14 protein-coding genes are annotated in these 19,064 nt (G+C 43.5%); 2 read left to right on the top strand and 12 right to left on the bottom strand.

Going from position 1 to position 19,064, the window contains the following annotated elements; translation table 11 throughout:
* Positions 1-330: 330 nt before the first annotated feature.
* Complete coding sequence (locus QE404_RS01785) at positions 331-1,344, bottom strand: nucleoid-associated protein (protein WP_307445778.1); 1,014 nt, start codon at positions 1,342-1,344, stop codon at positions 331-333.
* A 312-nt stretch (positions 1,345-1,656) separates the two neighbouring features.
* On the opposite strand from QE404_RS01785, the gene QE404_RS01780 reads away from it, so the two are divergent.
* Both QE404_RS01780 and QE404_RS01775 read left to right on the top strand, forming a co-directional pair.
* On the top strand, positions 1,657-2,007 hold the full coding sequence (locus tag QE404_RS01780; RefSeq protein ID WP_307445776.1) for a DUF7674 family protein: 351 nt from the start codon (positions 1,657-1,659) through the stop codon (positions 2,005-2,007).
* 228 nt (positions 2,008-2,235) lie between these two features.
* Positions 2,236-2,625 carry a DUF7674 family protein gene (locus tag QE404_RS01775; RefSeq protein WP_307445775.1) on the top strand — a complete coding sequence of 130 codons (390 nt, stop codon included), beginning with the start codon at positions 2,236-2,238 and terminating at the stop codon, positions 2,623-2,625.
* Positions 2,626-2,701: 76 nt separating this feature from the next.
* Here QE404_RS01775 and QE404_RS01770 read toward each other — a convergent pair whose 3' ends face one another.
* The 11 genes from QE404_RS01770 to dnaK form a co-directional block, all read right to left on the bottom strand.
* Positions 2,702-3,214, bottom strand: a complete 513-nt coding sequence (locus QE404_RS01770; RefSeq protein WP_307445773.1) for a thioredoxin family protein — start codon at positions 3,212-3,214, stop codon at positions 2,702-2,704.
* Positions 3,215-3,359: 145 nt separating this feature from the next.
* Positions 3,360-9,470, bottom strand: coding sequence for a T9SS type A sorting domain-containing protein (locus QE404_RS01765; RefSeq protein WP_307445771.1), 6,111 nt, complete (start codon positions 9,468-9,470; stop codon positions 3,360-3,362).
* 9 nt (positions 9,471-9,479) lie between these two features.
* Positions 9,480-10,385: a formyltransferase family protein gene (locus QE404_RS01760; RefSeq protein WP_307445770.1), complete on the bottom strand. Its 906-nt coding sequence runs from the start codon at positions 10,383-10,385 to the stop codon at positions 9,480-9,482.
* A 38-nt stretch (positions 10,386-10,423) separates the two neighbouring features.
* Positions 10,424-11,542 (bottom strand): ABC transporter substrate-binding protein, encoded by a 1,119-nt coding sequence (locus QE404_RS01755; protein WP_307445769.1) that lies wholly within the window; start codon positions 11,540-11,542, stop codon positions 10,424-10,426.
* Positions 11,543-11,595: 53 nt separating this feature from the next.
* On the bottom strand, positions 11,596-12,138 hold the full coding sequence (locus QE404_RS01750) for a phage tail protein (RefSeq protein ID WP_307445768.1): 543 nt from the start codon (positions 12,136-12,138) through the stop codon (positions 11,596-11,598).
* A 33-nt stretch (positions 12,139-12,171) separates the two neighbouring features.
* Positions 12,172-12,711 (bottom strand): phage tail protein, encoded by a 540-nt coding sequence (locus QE404_RS01745; RefSeq protein ID WP_307453671.1) that lies wholly within the window; start codon positions 12,709-12,711, stop codon positions 12,172-12,174.
* A 43-nt stretch (positions 12,712-12,754) separates the two neighbouring features.
* Complete coding sequence (locus QE404_RS01740) at positions 12,755-13,294, bottom strand: phage tail protein (protein ID WP_307445765.1); 540 nt, start codon at positions 13,292-13,294, stop codon at positions 12,755-12,757.
* Between the two features lie 766 nt (positions 13,295-14,060).
* Positions 14,061-14,981 carry a helix-turn-helix domain-containing protein gene (locus QE404_RS01735; RefSeq protein ID WP_307445763.1) on the bottom strand — a complete coding sequence of 307 codons (921 nt, stop codon included), beginning with the start codon at positions 14,979-14,981 and terminating at the stop codon, positions 14,061-14,063.
* Positions 14,982-15,020: 39 nt separating this feature from the next.
* Positions 15,021-15,740, bottom strand: a complete 720-nt coding sequence (locus tag QE404_RS01730; RefSeq protein ID WP_307445761.1) for an SDR family NAD(P)-dependent oxidoreductase — start codon at positions 15,738-15,740, stop codon at positions 15,021-15,023.
* A gap of 48 nt (positions 15,741-15,788) precedes the next feature.
* On the bottom strand, positions 15,789-16,679 hold the full coding sequence (locus QE404_RS01725) for an SDR family oxidoreductase (RefSeq protein ID WP_307445759.1): 891 nt from the start codon (positions 16,677-16,679) through the stop codon (positions 15,789-15,791).
* A gap of 226 nt (positions 16,680-16,905) precedes the next feature.
* Positions 16,906-18,804 carry a molecular chaperone DnaK gene (dnaK, locus tag QE404_RS01720; RefSeq protein WP_307445757.1) on the bottom strand — a complete coding sequence of 633 codons (1,899 nt, stop codon included), beginning with the start codon at positions 18,802-18,804 and terminating at the stop codon, positions 16,906-16,908.
* Positions 18,805-19,064 lie beyond the last annotated feature (260 nt).

The raw sequence follows: 19,064 nt of genomic DNA, 5'->3' as shown, positions 1-19,064 counted from the left end.
ACTTTTTTTGTTTTATCATTCTACGGACCATTTTATTTTAAAGCAGAAACAATCCGTAATTTTGAGTCCGAAAGTAATGTCAGGCTCACAGACATACCCGTAGAACACAATTTGTAAATCATGTAAATCATTGAAGCCAGATTTTTTTATCATACTGCTTAAACTACTATATGCTTAAAGCAATAAAACTTAAACAATCTGTATTTTAAAAATTAATTAATTATTTGTCATCATCCTGGTAAGAATCTGGCATAAGTGAGTGAGTATTAAAAAATCCCTGGAGTTTTCTTCAGGGATTTTGTATGCTATAAAACGGCCTGCATTTTCAGATTAGGCTTCCTTATCAAAGTACAGCATATAGTATTTTCCTTTTTCATTCTGTCCCTGGTCGATCATCTGGCGGTCTCCGTGAATGTATATATGGAAATTCTTGTCCAGCTTAATAATGCTTTTGAAATGGCGCTGGGTCTTTTTCACCGCTGTTTCGTTAATGGGAAATTCCTCAGCAATATTAATCTGCATATCCTGTTCATAGTCGGTTTTGAAATTTACAAAGCTTTCAATAACATGCTCGTCGCCTAAGACTTCTTTGTTGAAATCATCCAGATTGAACTCTTCTTTTTCCTTGAAGAAATTAATTGACTTATTGAGAAAATCTGCCTGGTCTGCCCTGGAAACTTCAAACTCCTGCGGCAGCTGTTTGGTGATATAATCCTTGTAGACCATCAAAGCTTCCTGGGTGTGGAAATATTCGTCATCACGCTGCTTTACCTTCAGGAAATCCTCAAACCAGTAGTACATATCACCATTCTTGTTATTATCCACCACAGAAAGCACATATCCGGTTTCTTTTCCGTTGTTGTAGATCAATGCAGCCTTATCTATTTTGGAAAGACTGATTCCCTGGTCCTTCTCCATGCCGAAAGTCTCATTTTCCGGGAAAATTTTCAGGAAAGATTCTCTTTTTTCAGTCTTAAAGATCCCGATTTTGTCTACTTTCTCATCACCTGCTCCGTCACCTTCAAAATACACAATAAATAATTCGCCTCCCTGTACACGCGGGTTTTCCGCAGCTTCAAAAAGATGCTTGGCTATATTTTCAGATTCCCAGAGAAATTTGGCCTTATCATCAAAAATTTCTGATACAGCACTGTAAATGGGATTGTTAACAAGGTATGAATCGCTGTAAAACTGGTATGTTTCCTCAGATTTGAACGAACCTAAAAAGTAATCCTCCAGCAGCTCTGCCATACCCTCATCTAACTGCAGTTCCTCCTGGGAAAGCATAAGCGATTCGCCGTTAATTTTATTTCCTACTCTGTGAACTATGATTTTTGAAAACATGTCTGATTTTTATGGACTGCAAAGATATTAATTATATGATATACTTGCTCCGGCATCATTCCATTTTGATACATCCTGTCTCATTATGATGCTCTATTTTTTGAACTCTGATTTTACCTGAATTAAATATCATATTGATAAACAACAATTTAGATTAAAAATTCACTAAAGGAATACTGTTTGTACCATGTCTAACAGGACTTAAGCTAATAGCCCAATGAAAGAGCTCACGGCAGACATGATTCTGAGCAGCAACACATCCGGCAATGCTTTTCCCACCAATATTCAGCTATCACTTAAAAACCAACCGATATGAATTATTCACAGGCTGTCCGGGAAATTGAAACCATCTTTCCTGACTTACAGAATCGTCTTAAAGAAAATCATAATCCTTATACCGCTATCCGTGTCTTTACAGACCAGATCAAAAAAATGATCCGGCAGGACGACCAGAGTTTAATCAGGGAAAGCCTGGATAAAATGAGCACCATCTACAGCCAGGGAGACGCAGTGCTTAAGAATGCCATTGAGAATACTTTTATTTATTCTTTGGATAACTGTACTGCTTTTTGCACAGAAGAGTCCCGCCAACTGATCTTCAGCTGCATGTCTGAAGATTTGCAGAAAAGTTATACGGCCCAAATCTATCAGCACGGCATATAAACAGTTTATTACATTTTTAAGCACTTATATTACAAATTTATATCCTATGAAATCTAAAATCAGAAGAATATCAGACTGGAACGTCTTGGAAGAAAAATCTAAAAATCAATATATCAGCATATTAACGGTCCACATTGCTATAATAGTGGGTGTTTTCGTAGCGGCGGCCTGTCTTTAGATTGGTACGGTTTTAGATACAATAAACGTACTCTTGAAAAATAAGTTACAATGAATGCACAAATTCCAGCCATTAATCAAACAATAGCTGTTGAGTATTTAAAATCTTTCTTTCCAACCATCAGACAAGAAATTGCACAGCTTAAAAATAACTTTGCCGGAACAATACAGGCTACCGTAAATTATCTGAAGAACCTTGTGCGCGAAGCGAAAATTAACATTATTAAGCATCACATCAAACTTATAGACTGGTTGTACAGAAATGCCAATGTAGAAGTAAGGATCATGATTGAAAATCTTTTCATCAGGTCTTTTGAAAGCTTCAGAAAGATTGCCAAGACCAGCCACTGGAAAGAGATTTATGAATATATGCCCATAGAATTCCAGCAGATTTATATGAATCATACCAAACTGGATGAGATCATGTTCAAGAAGAAATAATTAAACATCACTATAAACAAACACCGTTTTCACATTCATGAAAACGGTGTTTGTTTATGTTCTGTAGCTTACTCACTTATTTTTTCACAAATACATTTTCAATCTTCTTTTTCTCTTCTGCGCTCAAAGGCGATACCTGATCCAGTTTAGCGATAAAAACACTTACCTCTTCTTGGGTAGCCGGCGAACCCAGATTTCCCCCTTTTGCATTAAAAGAATCTGTCATCACCTCGCCTTTGGGACTGATGATCAGCCAGAATGGCAATCCGGCCTTTTCCCCTTTATATCGGTTCATGAGCTCCTGCCCTCCCGGATTTTCCAGCCGTTTTTTCTCACCTACTTCCTGAACATCTACATAGGCAGTAACAAACCTTTTTTCAAAAACGGGCCTCATCTCAGGACGCTCCATGTTCTTTTCCATCAACCTGCACCATTGGCACCATGACGCATGAAATATCAACAGGACATTCTTCTTATTTGCCTGTGCTTCTTTCATGGCTTTATCTACTATAACATCGGCCTTCTCCTGGGCTGCTCCCAACTGAAAAAGCAATAATCCGAGGATTATTATAAATTTAGAATATTTCATATGAAAAGGTTTTAAAACTCAATACGAATGTAGCTATTTTATCAATACAGAAGTATCCAGCAAAAAAATAAAAAGAGGGCTGTCTGAAAAGACAGCCCTCCGGGCAAACCTATTAATAGCATTTAACAGGTATGAAAACCAAATTCTACTTCTTAATAAATTTAAAGGTATGAATTCCGTTATTTGTAAATATCTGAATCAGATACATTCCCTGCGGCAATGCACGCACATCAACGCTTCTTTCATTAGCTGAAAGTTTTGTTTCGGTTACTTTCCTGCCGTCAGCAGCAGTAATAATTACCTTACTGAGGGTTTCCTGACCGCTGATGTTAAGGATGTCCCTTACCGGATTAGGATAGATCTGAATCTTAGATTTAGACGGTGCATTGTCTACTCCCAAAGTACTGTTAATTGCCAATACTGCCAGAGAAACTGATGATTCACAACTTCCTACCGTCTGAGTAGCGTAATATGTCGTGTTGTTCACCAATACTGTCGTGATCGGCAAACTACCGGTATGGTTAGCTGCAGCAGATGCTGAAGCATACCACTTGATATTCTGCCCTATAACCACTAAAGCGCTTAAAGTACTTCCCGGCGTGAAAGTCTGGGTTGCCGCTCCTGTCGGTGCAGCTACCGGACCTGATTGGGTAATTGTAACTGTTTTTGTCAGTGTACATGCGTTAGCATCAGTCACAGTCACAGTATAAGTTCCGGCAACCAAACCTGATGCTGTGGCAGCTGTTCCTCCGGATGGAGACCATGAATAGGTGTACGGTGCTGTTCCTCCTGTTACAGCTATCGTTGCACTTCCGGTAGATCCTCCGTTACAAGCTATATTGGTTTGCGTAACAGTTGCGCTTAATGCTGTCGGCTGTGTAACAGTAGCATTTACCGTTGCAGTGCATCCGTTGGCATCAGTTATAATTACTGTATACGTTCCCGCAGCAAGACCTGTTCGGTCTTCTGTGGTAATTCCACCACCCCAGTTGAATGTATATGGTGCTGTTCCACCGGCTGGCGTTAAGTTAATCGCTCCGTTGGAAGCGCCGTTACAGGCAACATTGGTTACAACCGTAGTTCCGGATAATGCGCTTGCAGGCTGCGTTACAGTAGCATTTACTGTAGCAGTACATCCATTCGCATCAGTTATAATTACTGTATACGTTCCGGCAGCAAGACCTGTTCGGTCTTCTGTGGTGATTCCACCACCCCAGTTGAAGGTATAAGGTGCTGTTCCACCGGCTGGCGTTAAGTTAATCGCTCCGTTGGAAGCGCCGTTACACGCAACGTTGGTTACAACCGTAGTTCCTGATACTGCACTTGCAGGTTGGGTTACAGTTGCATTTACCGTTGCAGTACATCCATTCGCATCAGTTATAATTACTGTATACGTTCCGGCAGCAAGACCTGTTCGGTCTTCTGTGGTGATTCCACCACCCCAGTTGAATGTATATGGTGCTGTTCCACCGGCTGGCGTTAAGTTGATCGATCCATTGGAAGCGCCGTTACACGCAACGTTGGTTACAACCGTAGTTCCTGATACTGCGCTCGATTGAGTAATCGTTACAGTCCTTGTAAGGGTACATCCGTTAGCATCGGTTACCGTCACTGTGTAAGTTCCGGCTGCAAGGCCGGTAGCTGTAGCCGCTGTACCACCGGATGGAGACCATGAATAAGTATACGGTGCCGTTCCTCCTGTTACAGTCACAGTAGCGCTTCCGGTTGATCCTCCGTTACAAAGTACATTGGTTTGGGTAACGGTTGCGCTTAATGCTGTTGGCTGTGTAACAGTTGCGTTCACTGTAGCAGTACATCCGTTAGCATCAGTGATAACAACAGTATATGTTCCTGCTGCTAAACCAGTACGGTCTTCTGTGGTGATTCCACCACCCCAGTTGAACGTATAAGGTGCTGTTCCACCAGCTGGCGTTAAGTTAATCGCTCCATTGGAAGCGCCGTTACACGCAACGTTCGTCACAACCGTAGTCCCTGATACTGCGCTTGCAGGTTGGGTTACTGTTGCATTTACCGTTGCAGTACATCCGTTGGCATCAGTAATGATCACAGTGTAGGTTCCCGCAGCAAGACCTGTTCGGTCTTCTGTGGTAATTCCACCACCCCAGTTGAATGTATATGGTGCTGTTCCACCGGCTGGCGTTAAGTTAATCGATCCATTGGAAGCGCCGTTACACGCAACGTTGGTTACAACCGTTGTTCCGGATACTGCGCTCGATTGAGTAATGGTAACTGTCCTTGTCAGGGTACATCCATTAGCATCGGTTACCGTCACTGTGTAAGTTCCGGCTGCAAGGCCGGTAGCTGTAGCCGCTGTACCACCGGATGGAGACCATGAATAAGTGTACGGTGCCGTTCCTCCTGTTACACTCACAGTAGCGCTTCCGGTGGATCCTCCGTTACAAAGTACATTGGTTTGGGTAACGGTTCCGCTTAATGCTGTTGGCTGTGTAACAGTTGTGTTCACTGTAGCAGTACATCCATTCGCATCAGTTATAATTACTGTATAGGTTCCGGCAGCAAGACCTGTTCGGTCTTCTGTGGTGATTCCACCACCCCAGTTGAATGTATATGGTGCTGTTCCACCGGCTGGCGTTAAGTTGATCGATCCATTGGAAGCGCCGTTACAGGCAACATTGGTTACAACCGTAGTTCCGGATAACGCGCTTGCAGGTTGGGTTACAGTTGCATTTACTGTGGCAGTACATCCGTTGGCATCAGTGATAATTACCGTATACGTTCCGGCAGCAAGACCTGTTCGGTCTTCTGTGGTGATTCCACCACCCCAGTTGAAGGTATATGGTGCTGTTCCACCGGCTGGCGTTAAGTTAATCGCTCCGTTGGAAGCGCCGTTACAGGCAACATTGGTTACAACCGTAGTTCCGGATAACGCGCTTGCAGGCTGCGTTACAGTTGCATTTACTGTGGCAGTACATCCGTTGGCATCAGTGATAATTACCGTATACGTTCCGGCAGCAAGACCTGTTCGGTCTTCTGTGGTGATTCCACCACCCCAGTTGAAGGTATATGGTGCTGTTCCACCGGCTGGCGTTAAGTTGATCGATCCATTGGAAGCGCCGTTACACGCAACGTTGGTTACAACCGTTGTTCCTGATACTGCACTTGCAGGCTGCGTTACAGTAGCATTTACTGTGGCAGTACATCCGTTGGCATCAGTGATAATTACCGTATACGTTCCAGCAGCAAGACCTGTTCGGTCTTCTGTGGTGATTCCACCACCCCAGTTGAAGGTATATGGTGCTGTTCCACCGGCTGGCGTTAAGTTAATCGCTCCGTTGGAAGCGCCATTACACGCAACGTTGGTTACCACTGTCGTTCCGGATACCGCGCTTGCAGGTTGGGTTACAGTAGCATTTACTGTAGCAGTACATCCGTTAGCATCAGTGATAACAACAGCATATGTTCCTGCTGCTAAACCAGTACGGTCTTCTGTCGTAATTCCACCACCCCAGTTGAACGTATAAGGTGCTGTTCCACCGGCTGGCGTTAAGTTAATCGCTCCGTTGGAAGCGCCGTTACAGGCAACGTTGGTTACAACCGTAGTTCCTGATACTGCACTTGCAGGCTGCGTTACTGTTGCATTTACTGTGGCAGTACATCCGTTAGCATCAGTTATAATTACTGTATACGTTCCGGCTGCTAAACCAGTACGGTCTTCTGTGGTGATTCCACCACCCCAGTTGAACGTATAAGGTGCTGTTCCACCGGCTGGCGTTAAGTTGATCGATCCATTGGAAGCGCCGTTACACGCAACGTTGGTTACCACTGTAGTTCCTGATACTGCACTTGCAGGTTGGGTTACAGTAGCATTTACTGTAGCAGTACATCCATTCGCATCGGTTATAATTACTGTATACGTTCCGGCAGCAAGACCTGTTCGGTCTTCTGTGGTAATTCCACCACCCCAGTTGAAGGTATAAGGTGCTGTTCCACCGGCTGGCGTTAAGTTAATCGCTCCATTGGAAGCGCCGTTACAGGCAACATTGGTTACCACTGTCGTTCCGGATACCGCGCTCGATTGAGTAATCGTTACTGTCCTTGTCAGGGTACATCCATTAGCATCGGTTACCGTCACTGTGTAAGTTCCGGCTGCAAGGCCGGTAGCTGTAGCCGCTGTACCACCGGATGGAGACCATGAATAAGTGTATGGTGCCGTTCCTCCTGTTACAGTCACAGTAGCGCTTCCGGTTGATCCTCCGTTACAAAGTACATTGGTTTGAGTAACGGTTCCGCTTAATGCTGTTGGCTGTGTAACAGTTGCGTTCACTGTAGCAGTACATCCATTCGCATCAGTAATGATTACAGTGTAGGTTCCTGCTGCTAAACCAGTACGGTCTTCTGTGGTGATTCCACTACCCCAGTTGAACGTATAAGGTGCTGTTCCACCGGCTGGCGTTAAGTTGATCGATCCATTGGAAGCGCCGTTACACGCAACATTGGTTACCACTGTAGTTCCGGATACTGCGCTTGCAGGTTGGGTTACTGTTGCATTTACCGTTGCAGTACATCCGTTGGCATCAGTAATGATCACAGTGTAGGTTCCCGCAGCAAGGCCTGTTCGGTCTTCTGTGGTAATTCCACCACCCCAGTTAAAGGTATAAGGTGCTGTTCCACCGGCTGGCGTTAAGTTGATCGCGCCGTTGGAAGCACCGTTACAGGCAACGTTGGTTACAACCGTTGTTCCGGATACTGCGCTTGCAGGCTGCGTTACAGTTGCATTTACTGTGGCAGTACATCCGTTAGCATCAGTGATAATTACCGTATACGTTCCCGCAGCAAGGCCTGTTCGGTCTTCTGTGGTAATTCCACCACCCCAGTTGAATGTGTATGGTGCTGTTCCACCAGCTGGCGTTAAGTTGATCGATCCATTGGAAGCGCCGTTACAGGCAACATTGGTTACAACCGTTGTTCCGGATACTGCACTTGCAGGCTGATTAATAGTAAATATCCTTGTAGCCTGACAACCAAAATTATCGGTTACCGTTACAGTATAAGTCCCTGCAGACAATCCTGTAGCTGTAGCAGCTGTACCTCCGAAGGGTGCCCACGAATAAGAGTAAGGTGCTACCCCTCCTGATGGTACCACAGTGGCCGAACCATTAGCCCCTCCGTTACACGCAACGTCTGTCTTGCTTCCTGTCGTACTGATGCTCACCACCGTAAGGCCTGCAGCATTGGAAGTAGCAGAACCTGAAGCATTGCTGGCCACACAACGATATTGATATCCATTCATCGATGCTGTTACTCCGGTAATCGTAAGCGTATTGGTGGTTACGCCGGAATAAGTAGCCGTATTTGTTAAAGCAACAAATCCGCTTCCGGAATTCTGGTACCATTGGTAAGACGTGGCTCCTGATGCATTTGCCGTAAAGGTTGTGGTATTTCCTGCACATATCGTCCTGTTTGCCGGGTTTGCCGTGATTACAGGATTGCTGGCAAGAAAGGTACATCCGGAATACTGAGATCCCGAGCTCGCACTAAGTGTCCAACCGGCATTATTCATTACTGCTGTCCTTATATTGGCTGCCGTGGAAGTAGGTACTCCGGTACAGTTGAATTTTCCGGATACGGCAAGGGTATTACCTGATACAGGTCCTGTATAATAGGCATTTGTTCCCCCTGTAAGCCCTGGTGGCATTAGAGAGGCGTTAGGTCCTGAAGGTGCACCTACATTCCATGAAGCTGTTGTAGAAGCAGCTGTATAGTAATAGTTGATACCGGCAATACAGGCTGCTCCACTTCCTGTAATGCTTCCGTTTCCTCCCTGAAATGCTATAATCTGATCACCAACGGTAGATAAGGAAAGACCATTATTGGATGTTCCATCGGTAAGCGCTACCGTTCCGTTGGCCACAGAAGTGCCCGTTGTAGAATTATAGGTGTAGGATGAAAGCCCTACAATATATACTTCAGTTCCCGTCGGGAGTGCGGTACCGCTCGTCCATGTAATGGCAGATTCGGTAGCACCCGCAACTTGCCATCCTGACCCCTGGTATCCCTGATCGGTAAAGCTTATTTTTGTTCCGCTTGAAATATTGGTTAGCAGAACAAATGAGAAAACATCTCCCACACCCGGAGCGGGTGAGGAGTCATACGCGGTGAATGCAATATCACCTGCTGCGAGAGTCGTTTGTGCCTGGGCAGATCCCAGCATCAACGCTCCCGCCAAAAAGACGGCGTGCGTTAACTTCTTGATTTTAGAATAAAAGTTTTTCATGTTTTAATATTAATTAGGTTGTAAATTGATCAGCTGTCCGCCCTTTTTAAGTCCAAAGGCAGATAGTTTATGTCCACTCATAAATCCCTCATCAGTATAGACAATATCTAACCTGAGATGGGTTTCGTTATTACATTTCACGATGAATCCCTGTTCTTTATCCAATGAAACAATGGTTCCGGGAAATCCCGGATGGCTGTTTACATTATGAACCACAGTAGCTTCCACCACTCTGATATTCCACCCATTCCATTGGGTATAAGCGCCTTTATTCCAAGGATTACATGCTCTTGACAGCGCTTCAATGGTTTCGGCATCATACTTTTGCCAAGAAATACAGACATCCGAAATCCCCGGTTTGGGAAAATAGCGTGCATGATCGGTATCCTGTCCTGTGCCCCGGAAATTAGCCTGCAATAAAACGATCAGCTCATGAAGAAGGCTTGCTCCTAACCATGACAGATGGGTACATAAAGTACCATGTGTCATATCAGCGGTAAGAGGAAGACTTTTTTTCAGTATAATGGCCCCCTCATCAATATGCTGGTCTATGGCATGAACTGTAATTCCGGTCTCTTTAGCTTTAATCCTGAGCGATTCAAAAACCGGATCGGCACCACGCATTTCAGGTAGCAGCCCGTAATGGAAATTATAAAAGGTATGCGGATAGTCATGAAGGATTTTCTGGCTGATTTTCCAGGGGAAGGTCATGGTAAAGATGTAGTCTGCACCGCTCGTACGAATTATTTCGATGATCTGTGAAGACCGGTTTTCTTTACTGATGACAAAAAGTGATATTCCGGATTGCTGTGAGAGCAATGCACAAAAATCCATGACATCCGTGTTGCCTTCTGCCACGCCTACAGCACAAAGCCGGCCTTCCGCATGTAGAGACTGGAGGGCCGGGATTGCCATTCGGTTATTGCATAAAACCGCTATTTTAGGTTTATGTATCATGATTCCAGGCAGGCATAAGCGTTAAGCCATGTATTTGCTTCAATATTCTGCAGGGACTGAATATTATTTTCTAGTCCTTTGCGCTCCGATTCTGTAAGCGAAGCCGCTTCCAGGTCTCTGAGAATACAATTTCCTGTGATTTCATCTTTTGAAACAGTAGCATAATACACACCGGCTTCCGTAAATCCGTTTTCAGGATTTATTGATACTCTCCCCCGGGGTGAACTTATGATCATACCGTCAAGGCTTGTATTTTCCAATCCGATGAATTGCGCAGCCTCCCAACCCAGCAACGAGAAAAGGTTGGCTTTACCTTCCTTCATCCTGTTCATTGTATTGACAAAAACCCTGTTTTCGGGGATCTGCAATTCTCCTGACCATGCCACAGCGGTGCTCCAGTCATATCCGGGATAGGCTATTTTATTCAGCCAGGTTTCATCAGACGTGAAGCTGGTTCCATACACCATACAATTACCTGTCATACCGGTGCTTGCAGTAAAAAAATCCTCCGCCATATCACCGCAGAAAGTGGCTAGCACTGCTGTCTCCGGTTCTTTTTCCAGGAATTCCTTAAGGGGCTTCAGGGTAAAATCTGCACGCCGCAAAGAAGTAATGTGGTTGAATACAATAGATCCGCCCTTTTCTTCCACAGCCGCAGCATAGACATAAGAGGGCCGGTAGCCGGCGTCATAAAATGAGCAGCTGAACGCAAAGTTCCTGAATCCGTCTTCAATGGCCTTCTGAACGATTACCCTGGTACACAAACTGCCCTGAAGGGAAATGAACCAGGCGTTCCGGAGCTTTTGAAATTTAGGGAAATGATAGCCACTGTCCAGAACAATCAGCGTTTTGCCGGTAGATTCAAACAGAGGATGTACGAATTCTGCAGCAAGCGGATTCATATATCCTATGATGACATCCGTTCCGGACAATAAAAACTGTTCGCAATGGTCATAAATTTCCTCATGCTTTGCGGCCACCCCTATTCCGGCCGAAACAATTTCATGATATCCCTCCAGGCCCATAGTATTCAGGGACTGTTTAAAACCATCCATAATATCAAAAGAAAGCGATGGATAGATCACGGATCTTGGTAAAAGTATAGCTATTTTCATATTTTTGATAAAGCCTCCGGTAAACCTATTACCGGAAGCCTGTTAATTATTTTTTAAGATCTGGACGGGAAAATTCCGTAGACACAAATGATATAATTGATTCCCAGATAGGGCTGGCGTATGCTGATCGGCTGGCCACTGCCCGCTGCACTTAAAGCAAATGCATTGGGGATCGGTTTCATACTGCTGTCTGCCTGCTGAGTTGAATACAGCCCGGACAATGCAGCCAGCGTACTTCCCGTGGGAGAACCGGTGTTGCCCTCATCTGAAAAAGTTTTTATCGAGATCGTTTCCGATCCCGCCACATGATTATGTGTAGGCATATGCTGGAGGTCACAGGTTACCGTTTCGGTACCTACCATTTGTCCCAGCTGGAACACCTTTGTACCTACACCCGTTCCTGTTCCCATAGCGGTTCTTCCGGAAAAGTTAGGCAGCATGAAAGTGGTCCTTCCATCGCCTCCGTAGGTATTGCCCAAAAGTGCAAAAAGCGCCTGATTTGTGTTGATTGCTAATGTCTGTCCCTGGCAGAATGCCCAGTATTTCGGAGCAAAATTTCCTGCAAACATCCTTATTTCTGACATGGTTCCTTCCATAATGATAGTCTTTTTTATTATTGATTTACAGAATTAGTCTCTCGGAGGAAAATACCCCTCCAGACAAATGATATAATTGGTGGACAGCACAGGCTGTATGATGCTGAAAGGTATGCTGCTGCCTACAACCGATATTGAACCTGTAATGGCCGCCGGAGCGATAGTGGTGTCCGGGGCCTGGGTAGAATAAGCACCAGAAAGGCCCGCCAGTATGTTTCCTGTAGGAGAGCCTGTGTCTCCTTCATCTGAGAAACAAGGGAATGTAATGGTTGCCGCTGCCGCATGGCTGTGTAAAGGCATTTGCGCAGAAGTCATGGTAACCGTTTCTGAACCTCCGGTCTGTCCCAAATTAATGGCCGTTAATCCTGTTCCCTGTCCCGTGCCTACTGCTACACGGCCCCTCAGGTCCGGCACAGCAAAAGTAGTTTGCCCGTCTCCACCGAAAGTAGTTCCTAAAAGTGTAAATGCTGCTGTATATTCTGCTAAACTGTATTTTGTTCCGTCACAGAAAACCCAGCCTAACGGAGCAAAATTTCCTCCAAATAATCGGATTTCTCCTATATAACCTTCCATAATGATGTCTTTAGTGTGTTATTGATTTTACTTTTTAATGTGATCAGGACCTCTGAGGGAAAATTCCTAACAGGCATACGATATAATTCATCCCTAATGATGGCTGAACAAATGTGAGGGCATTACCGCCTCCCGAGGTTCCTATTTGCATGGCCAAAGGAATTGCTTTTGTGGTGGAGTCGCTGCTCTGATTGCTGTACATGGATGCCTTTGAAGCAAGCACATTGTTTGCCGGAGTTCCCGAATCACCTTCATCCGAGTAAGCAGGAACAACAACGTTTCCTGATATACTGTGAGTATGGGCTGGTAAATTCTGTAAAGTTAAAGTCACAGAATTCGTCCCTGTTGTTTCACCCAGCTGGTAATACGACAATCCAGGCCCCTGCCCCACTCCCACAGCCGATCTGCCGGCTAGGTTTGGGATGCCAAAAGTCGTTACACCATCCCCTCCATACGTGGTTCCGAAGAGTGAAAACAGAGCTACATTTGACCTGATGGCCAATAAAATACCATTACAATACTGCCAGTTCCTGGGAGCAAAGTCTGCGGCAAAAAGTCGGATTTCTCCAATTGTTCCGTCCATAATTATTTGTTTTTAAATTGAAAAAGATCAATGGTTTGATTCTATGTGAAAATATAAGAGAAGCCCTGGCAAGATCAGAATATGATGATGGCCTCAAAGTACCGGCAATTGATTCCGTGCACTAAGATTCCGAATACATTTACTAATCTTACTTACGGTCTGAAAGATCGAACAATGCTTACATTGTCTATTAAGTACTTGATTTCACAGCGAAGTGAGCAGCGGGCCGGGTTTTAGCCCTGATAAGAATTTTATACATGTCTAGTTAGTTTTTGGTTAATTGTTTTTATAGCTTTTAGATAATAAAATATCTATTAATTATCTTTACAAATTTAAATTTATTATTAATAAAACCAATATTTAATAATAAATTTAACTATTTATTTACTTAAAGGAGTTTTTCAATAAATTTAAATGACTCCTGAAATCAAATAATTATTACGTGATAAAATTAGTCATACTAAAATTCTCTGCAATCGGTATTTCTACTGAATTTGTTTTAAAATTAAACCGCTGATCTCATCAGGTCTTTAACGATCAAGCTTCAGACAGGATCTTAATGCTAAATAACATCAGCTGTTAATGTTTGATTATCAGCAGATAACAAACATCATGTAATGATTAAAACCTCCGTAAGCCAGATGCATCTACAATATGGCATTAACCATAAAAAAATGCTTCAAACTTGTGTTCAAAGCGGTATTGTTCCGAAACTATCGGGATTATTATTCTGCGAAAAGGCCTGATAAGCTTTAAGGTGACATTATTAGTAAAACGAAGCCCTGAATTCCAAAGGTGACATCTGTGTCTTAGTCTTAAATAATTTACTGAATGATTGCGAATGTTCAAATCCTAGATCGTAGGCAATTTCACTCACGGATAAGTTTGTTGTTGATAGTTTTTCCTTCGCTTTGCTGATCAGTTTATCATGTATGTGCTGTTGCGTACTTTGTCCTGTAAGCAATTTGAGCAGGCTGCTCAGGTATTTTGGTGAAACATGTAAAGCTTCGGCAATATATTGAACCGTCGGCAATCCTTTGATGGCTAAATCATCATCATCAAAATAGCCAGTAAGCAGACTTTCGAGACGCCCTAAAATATCATGGTTAGTCTTCTCCCTGGTAAGGAACTGGCGGTTGTAAAACCGTTCCGAATAATTGAGCAGGCTCTCAATCTGTGAAACAATGATCTGCTTGCTGAACCTGTCCATATTGGTATGGTATTCCTGCCTGATATTCTCAATGATGCCGTTCAGCGTTTTCTGTTCTTTTTCCGAAAGAAACAATGCTTCATTCACGGAATAATCAAAATAATCATACTGCCTGATTGTCTTTGCCAGCGGGGTATTCCATAAAAAATCGGGGTGAATGAGCAGCATCCAGCCGCTACGCTTTTCGGTAGAAGTGGGATCAGACTGTATCCTGAACACCTGGTTAGGTTCTATAAAGGCCATTACACCCTCATCAAAATCAAATTCCTGTTGTCCGTAATACATTTTCCCAGCCAACCCGCTTTTCTGTGAAATCATATAAAAATCGAGCACCAGATTTATTTCGCCAATATCCGAAGGTCTTTTAATCGACGAATAATTGACGACACTGATCAGTGGATGCTCAGGCTTGGGCAAGCCACGTAACTGGTGAAACTCACTGATGGTTTTTATCCTTTGTATCTGCCGCTGTTCCATTAGACAAAATTATACATTATGATTTGTATGGCCTTGCTATTACCAGGCCAATTTATTGCCGTTTCTATCGAAAAATGTACCGGTTGATACATCGTGCACAGTTGCAAATTGTACAATGATACCTGCGGCCTGTGCTGTGGTCTGGGTTCCCTGATATCCGTTCAGGTTTGATGCCGTGTAGCCGGGCTCTACACTGATCACGCTGAAATTGGTATCCTGTAATTCTTTTGAAAGCAGAACTGTAAAGGCATTCAACGCAGTTTTAGACGCACTGTACGCATCATAGATCCTGAAATTGGGACTTTGGGAATCCGTCTGAATGGAAAGCGAACCCAGAGGACTGGACACATTGATGATTCTTGGCGCATCTGATTTTTTCAGCAAATCCATCAGCAATTGGGTCGTTTGTACAGCACCGAAAAAATTAGTCTCGAAAACATTCCGCAGGTTGGCCATATTGCCTGTTGACATCGTTTGGGGCTGCTCCCCTGCGATGCCTGCATTGTTGATCAGCACATCCAACTGATGCTCTTTCGATTCCAGGATATGCTTTACTGATTGTATAGATTTTACATCCGTGACATCGAGCTCGATACATTCTACATTATGAAACCCTGCTTCGTGTAACTTTTCTTGAGCTTCAATTCCATTGGACTGACTCCGGCTTCCAAGATAAACATAATGACCGAGTCCGGCCAGCTGTTTGGCCGCTTCAAAACCAATTCCCTGGTTGGCACCTGTTATAAGAATCTTTTTCATCGTGATTATTTAAAAATGTTGTTTTATGAATATGAGAACTCTTTACCTTTAGAAATAATTAAGCTTCATATCTTCCAGAAGCCCTATATGAGAAGGCTTCCAACCCAGCATTTCCTGGCTCTTAAAATTGGTAGCAGGGCAGTCCAGGGTAATAAAATAGCTCATCCATTCAAAGTGTCTGTTAAGGTCTTCTCCGGAAAGAGAGGCTACCGGAAGGTTCAGTTCCTTGCCGATCAGTTCTGCGATCTTTTTCATTTCAACACCTTCGCCATCCACAATGTTATATAGTGCACCTTTATGACCTTTTTCCACAGCAAGGCGAAAAGCCTTTGCGGCGTCTAAACGATGAACACCCACCCAGCAGTTTTTGCCTTCATCAGGATAGGCGGATACCCCGTTTTTACGTGCCTGACTGATGATAAAAGGGATGAATCCGGCATCGCCCTTGTCATGGACAGAAGGTGCCAGTCGGATGACAGAAGCTTTGACTCCTTTTGAAGCCAGGTCTAATGCAGCTTCCTCGGATGGCCTTGGTGAATGTTCTGCAACGCTCTCTTCAGTTATAAAACCGTTGATCTTTGGCAGGCCCAGCATTCCGGAAGTGATCACGATCGCCTTGTCTGTACCTTTCAGCACTTCACCCATGGCAAAGATAGCATTCCTGTCGGTTGCCGCAGAATCTAAGAATGTACCTGCACCACCTTTCATAAAATCATGGTTAAATGCACAATGAATAATGCCATCAGCATTTTGGGCGCCCTGCTGAAGGATTTCTAGGTCTTCAAGGTTTCCGTGGAATACATCAGCACCCAAATCCCGGATAATTCTGGCGGATTCTTCAGACCGCGCCAAACCGGTTACCTGATGTCCTGCATTGATAAGCTCTTTGAGTATGGCTGAGCCATTATAGCCCGATGCCCCTGTAACAAATACTTTCATTTTAATATTGTTTTACTGATTGTAAAGTTCCAAAGATTTTCAAACCTGCATGTAGCCGAATATCCGTTTGTTGTAGTCTAAATACAAATTGTTTTGTCTGAAATGTAGATCCGGTAAAATGAAGTAAAAAACTAAAATACTCAACCGTGAGCTAAAAATAAGAAACCGCTACAGATACTGATCTATAGCGGTTTGCTTTATTTTAGTGATTGATCCTAATCAATCATTACTTTACTTCTTCAAAGTCTGCATCCTGAACATCATCTGCCCCGCCTGCATTGTTTCCTCCTGCATTCTGAGGTCCCGCATCAGCACCCGGCTGTTGGCCTGCGGCGTACAGTTCTTCAGAAGCAGCCATCCATGCAGCGTCCAGAGCTTCTGTTTTTGCTTTTACCTCATCTCCGTTCTTAGCTTCAAATGCTGTTTTCAGTTCTCCGTGAGCTTTTTCAATCGCTGCTTTCTTATCAGCAGACAATTTATCTCCGAACTCCTTCAGCTGCTTTTCAGTCTGGAAGATCAATCCGTCAGCTTTGTTGAAGATTTCAACTTCTTCTTTTTTCTTAGCATCGGCAGCAGAGTTTTCCTGAGCTTCTTTCTTCATTCTTTCGATTTCTTCCTCAGAAAGTCCTGAAGAGGCCTGAATCTTAATGGTCTGTTCTTTACCTGTTCCTTTATCTTTAGCAGAAACACTTAGGATACCGTTGGCATCGATATCGAAAGTTACTTCGATCTGAGGAACCCCTCTTGGTGCCGGCGGAATATCAGTAAGGTCAAATCTACCGATCTCTTTGTTGTCATTGAACATTGGTCTTTCCCCCTGTCCTACTCTGATGCTTACTGCCGGCTGGTTGTCAGACGCGGTAGAGAATACCTCAGATTTTTTAGTTGGGATCGTTGTATTCGCTTCGATTAGTTTTGTGAATACGGAACCCATAGTTTCGATACCTAAAGAAAGCGGTGTAACGTCAAGAAGCAATACATCTTTTACATCACCTGTTAATACACCTCCCTGGATGGCAGCACCAATCGCTACAACTTCATCCGGGTTTACTCCTTTAGATGGTTTTTTACCGAAGAATTTCTCCACTTCTTCCTGGATGATCGGGATTCTTGTAGAACCTCCTACCAGGATCACTTCGTCGATATCTGAAGTAGATAAACCTGCATCTTTCAATGCTTTGGCTACCGGCTCCATTGACCTTCTTACCAGATCAGCAGATAACTGCTCGAATTTAGCTTTGGTTAAGGTTTTTACCAAGTGTTTAGGACCTGTCGCCGTAGCCGTGATATACGGAAGGTTAATTTCAGTCTGTGGAGAAGAAGATAACTCGATCTTAGCTTTTTCAGCAGCTTCTTTTAGTCTCTGTAATGCGATAGCATCAGATTTCAGATCCACACCTTCTTCAGCTTTGAATTCATCAGCCATCCAGTTGATGATCACATCATCAAAGTCATCACCACCAAGGTGCGTATCCCCATTAGTAGATAATACTTCAAATACACCATCTCCTAAATCAAGGATAGAAATATCGAATGTACCACCACCCAAATCGTATACTGCAATCTTCTGGTCTTTATGGTTTTTATCCAAACCGTATGCTAATGCAGCAGCAGTAGGCTCGTTGATGATCCTTTCCACTTTAAGACCTGCAATTTCTCCCGCCTCTTTAGTAGCCTGTCTCTGTGCGTCGTTAAAGTAAGCCGGAACAGTAATTACCGCTCTTGTTACTTCCTGACCCAGATAATCTTCAGCTGTTTTCTTCATTTTCTGAAGAATCATAGCAGAGATTTCCTGCGGTGTATATTCTCTGTCGTCAATTTTTACTTTTACCGTATCGTTAGGTCCGCTTACCACTTCGTAAGGCACTCTTGTGATCTCGCTCGCATCATCTTTAAAATGAGTCCCGATAAATCTTTTGATTGAATATACTGTTTTCTTAGGGTTAGTTACTGCCTGTCTTTTAGCAGGATCCCCTACTTTTCTTTCTCCGTCTTCTGTAAAAGCTACAATAGAAGGTGTAGTTCTTTTACCTTCCGCATTAGGAATAACAACAGGGTCTTTACCCTCCATTACGGCAACACAAGAGTTGGTTGTTCCTAAGTCGATTCCAATTATTTTACTCATAATATTTTTTATTTTTCTAATTTTATTTTAAGCTATATCCATCATTTCTCAATATTTGTACCACATCAAAATTTGTGACAAATTGACACAATCAAAGGAACAGGGGCTGTTATGAAGGTATCCTGCCTTTCCATTCCTGTCAGCAGGCTTGTATAAAAAACATTAAAAAATTACATCTGTACCTGAACGGACAGGTTGAAATATTATCAATTTAGCTGTATATTTGAAAGACGGGATGTTATTGCTGCACATAGTAGTAA

Source organism: Chryseobacterium camelliae (assembly GCF_030818575.1).
GTDB classification, from domain to species: domain Bacteria; phylum Bacteroidota; class Bacteroidia; order Flavobacteriales; family Weeksellaceae; genus Chryseobacterium; species Chryseobacterium camelliae_A.
Note: the sequence above shows the minus strand (reverse complement) of the source record. Positions and strands in the feature narration are given on the sequence as shown.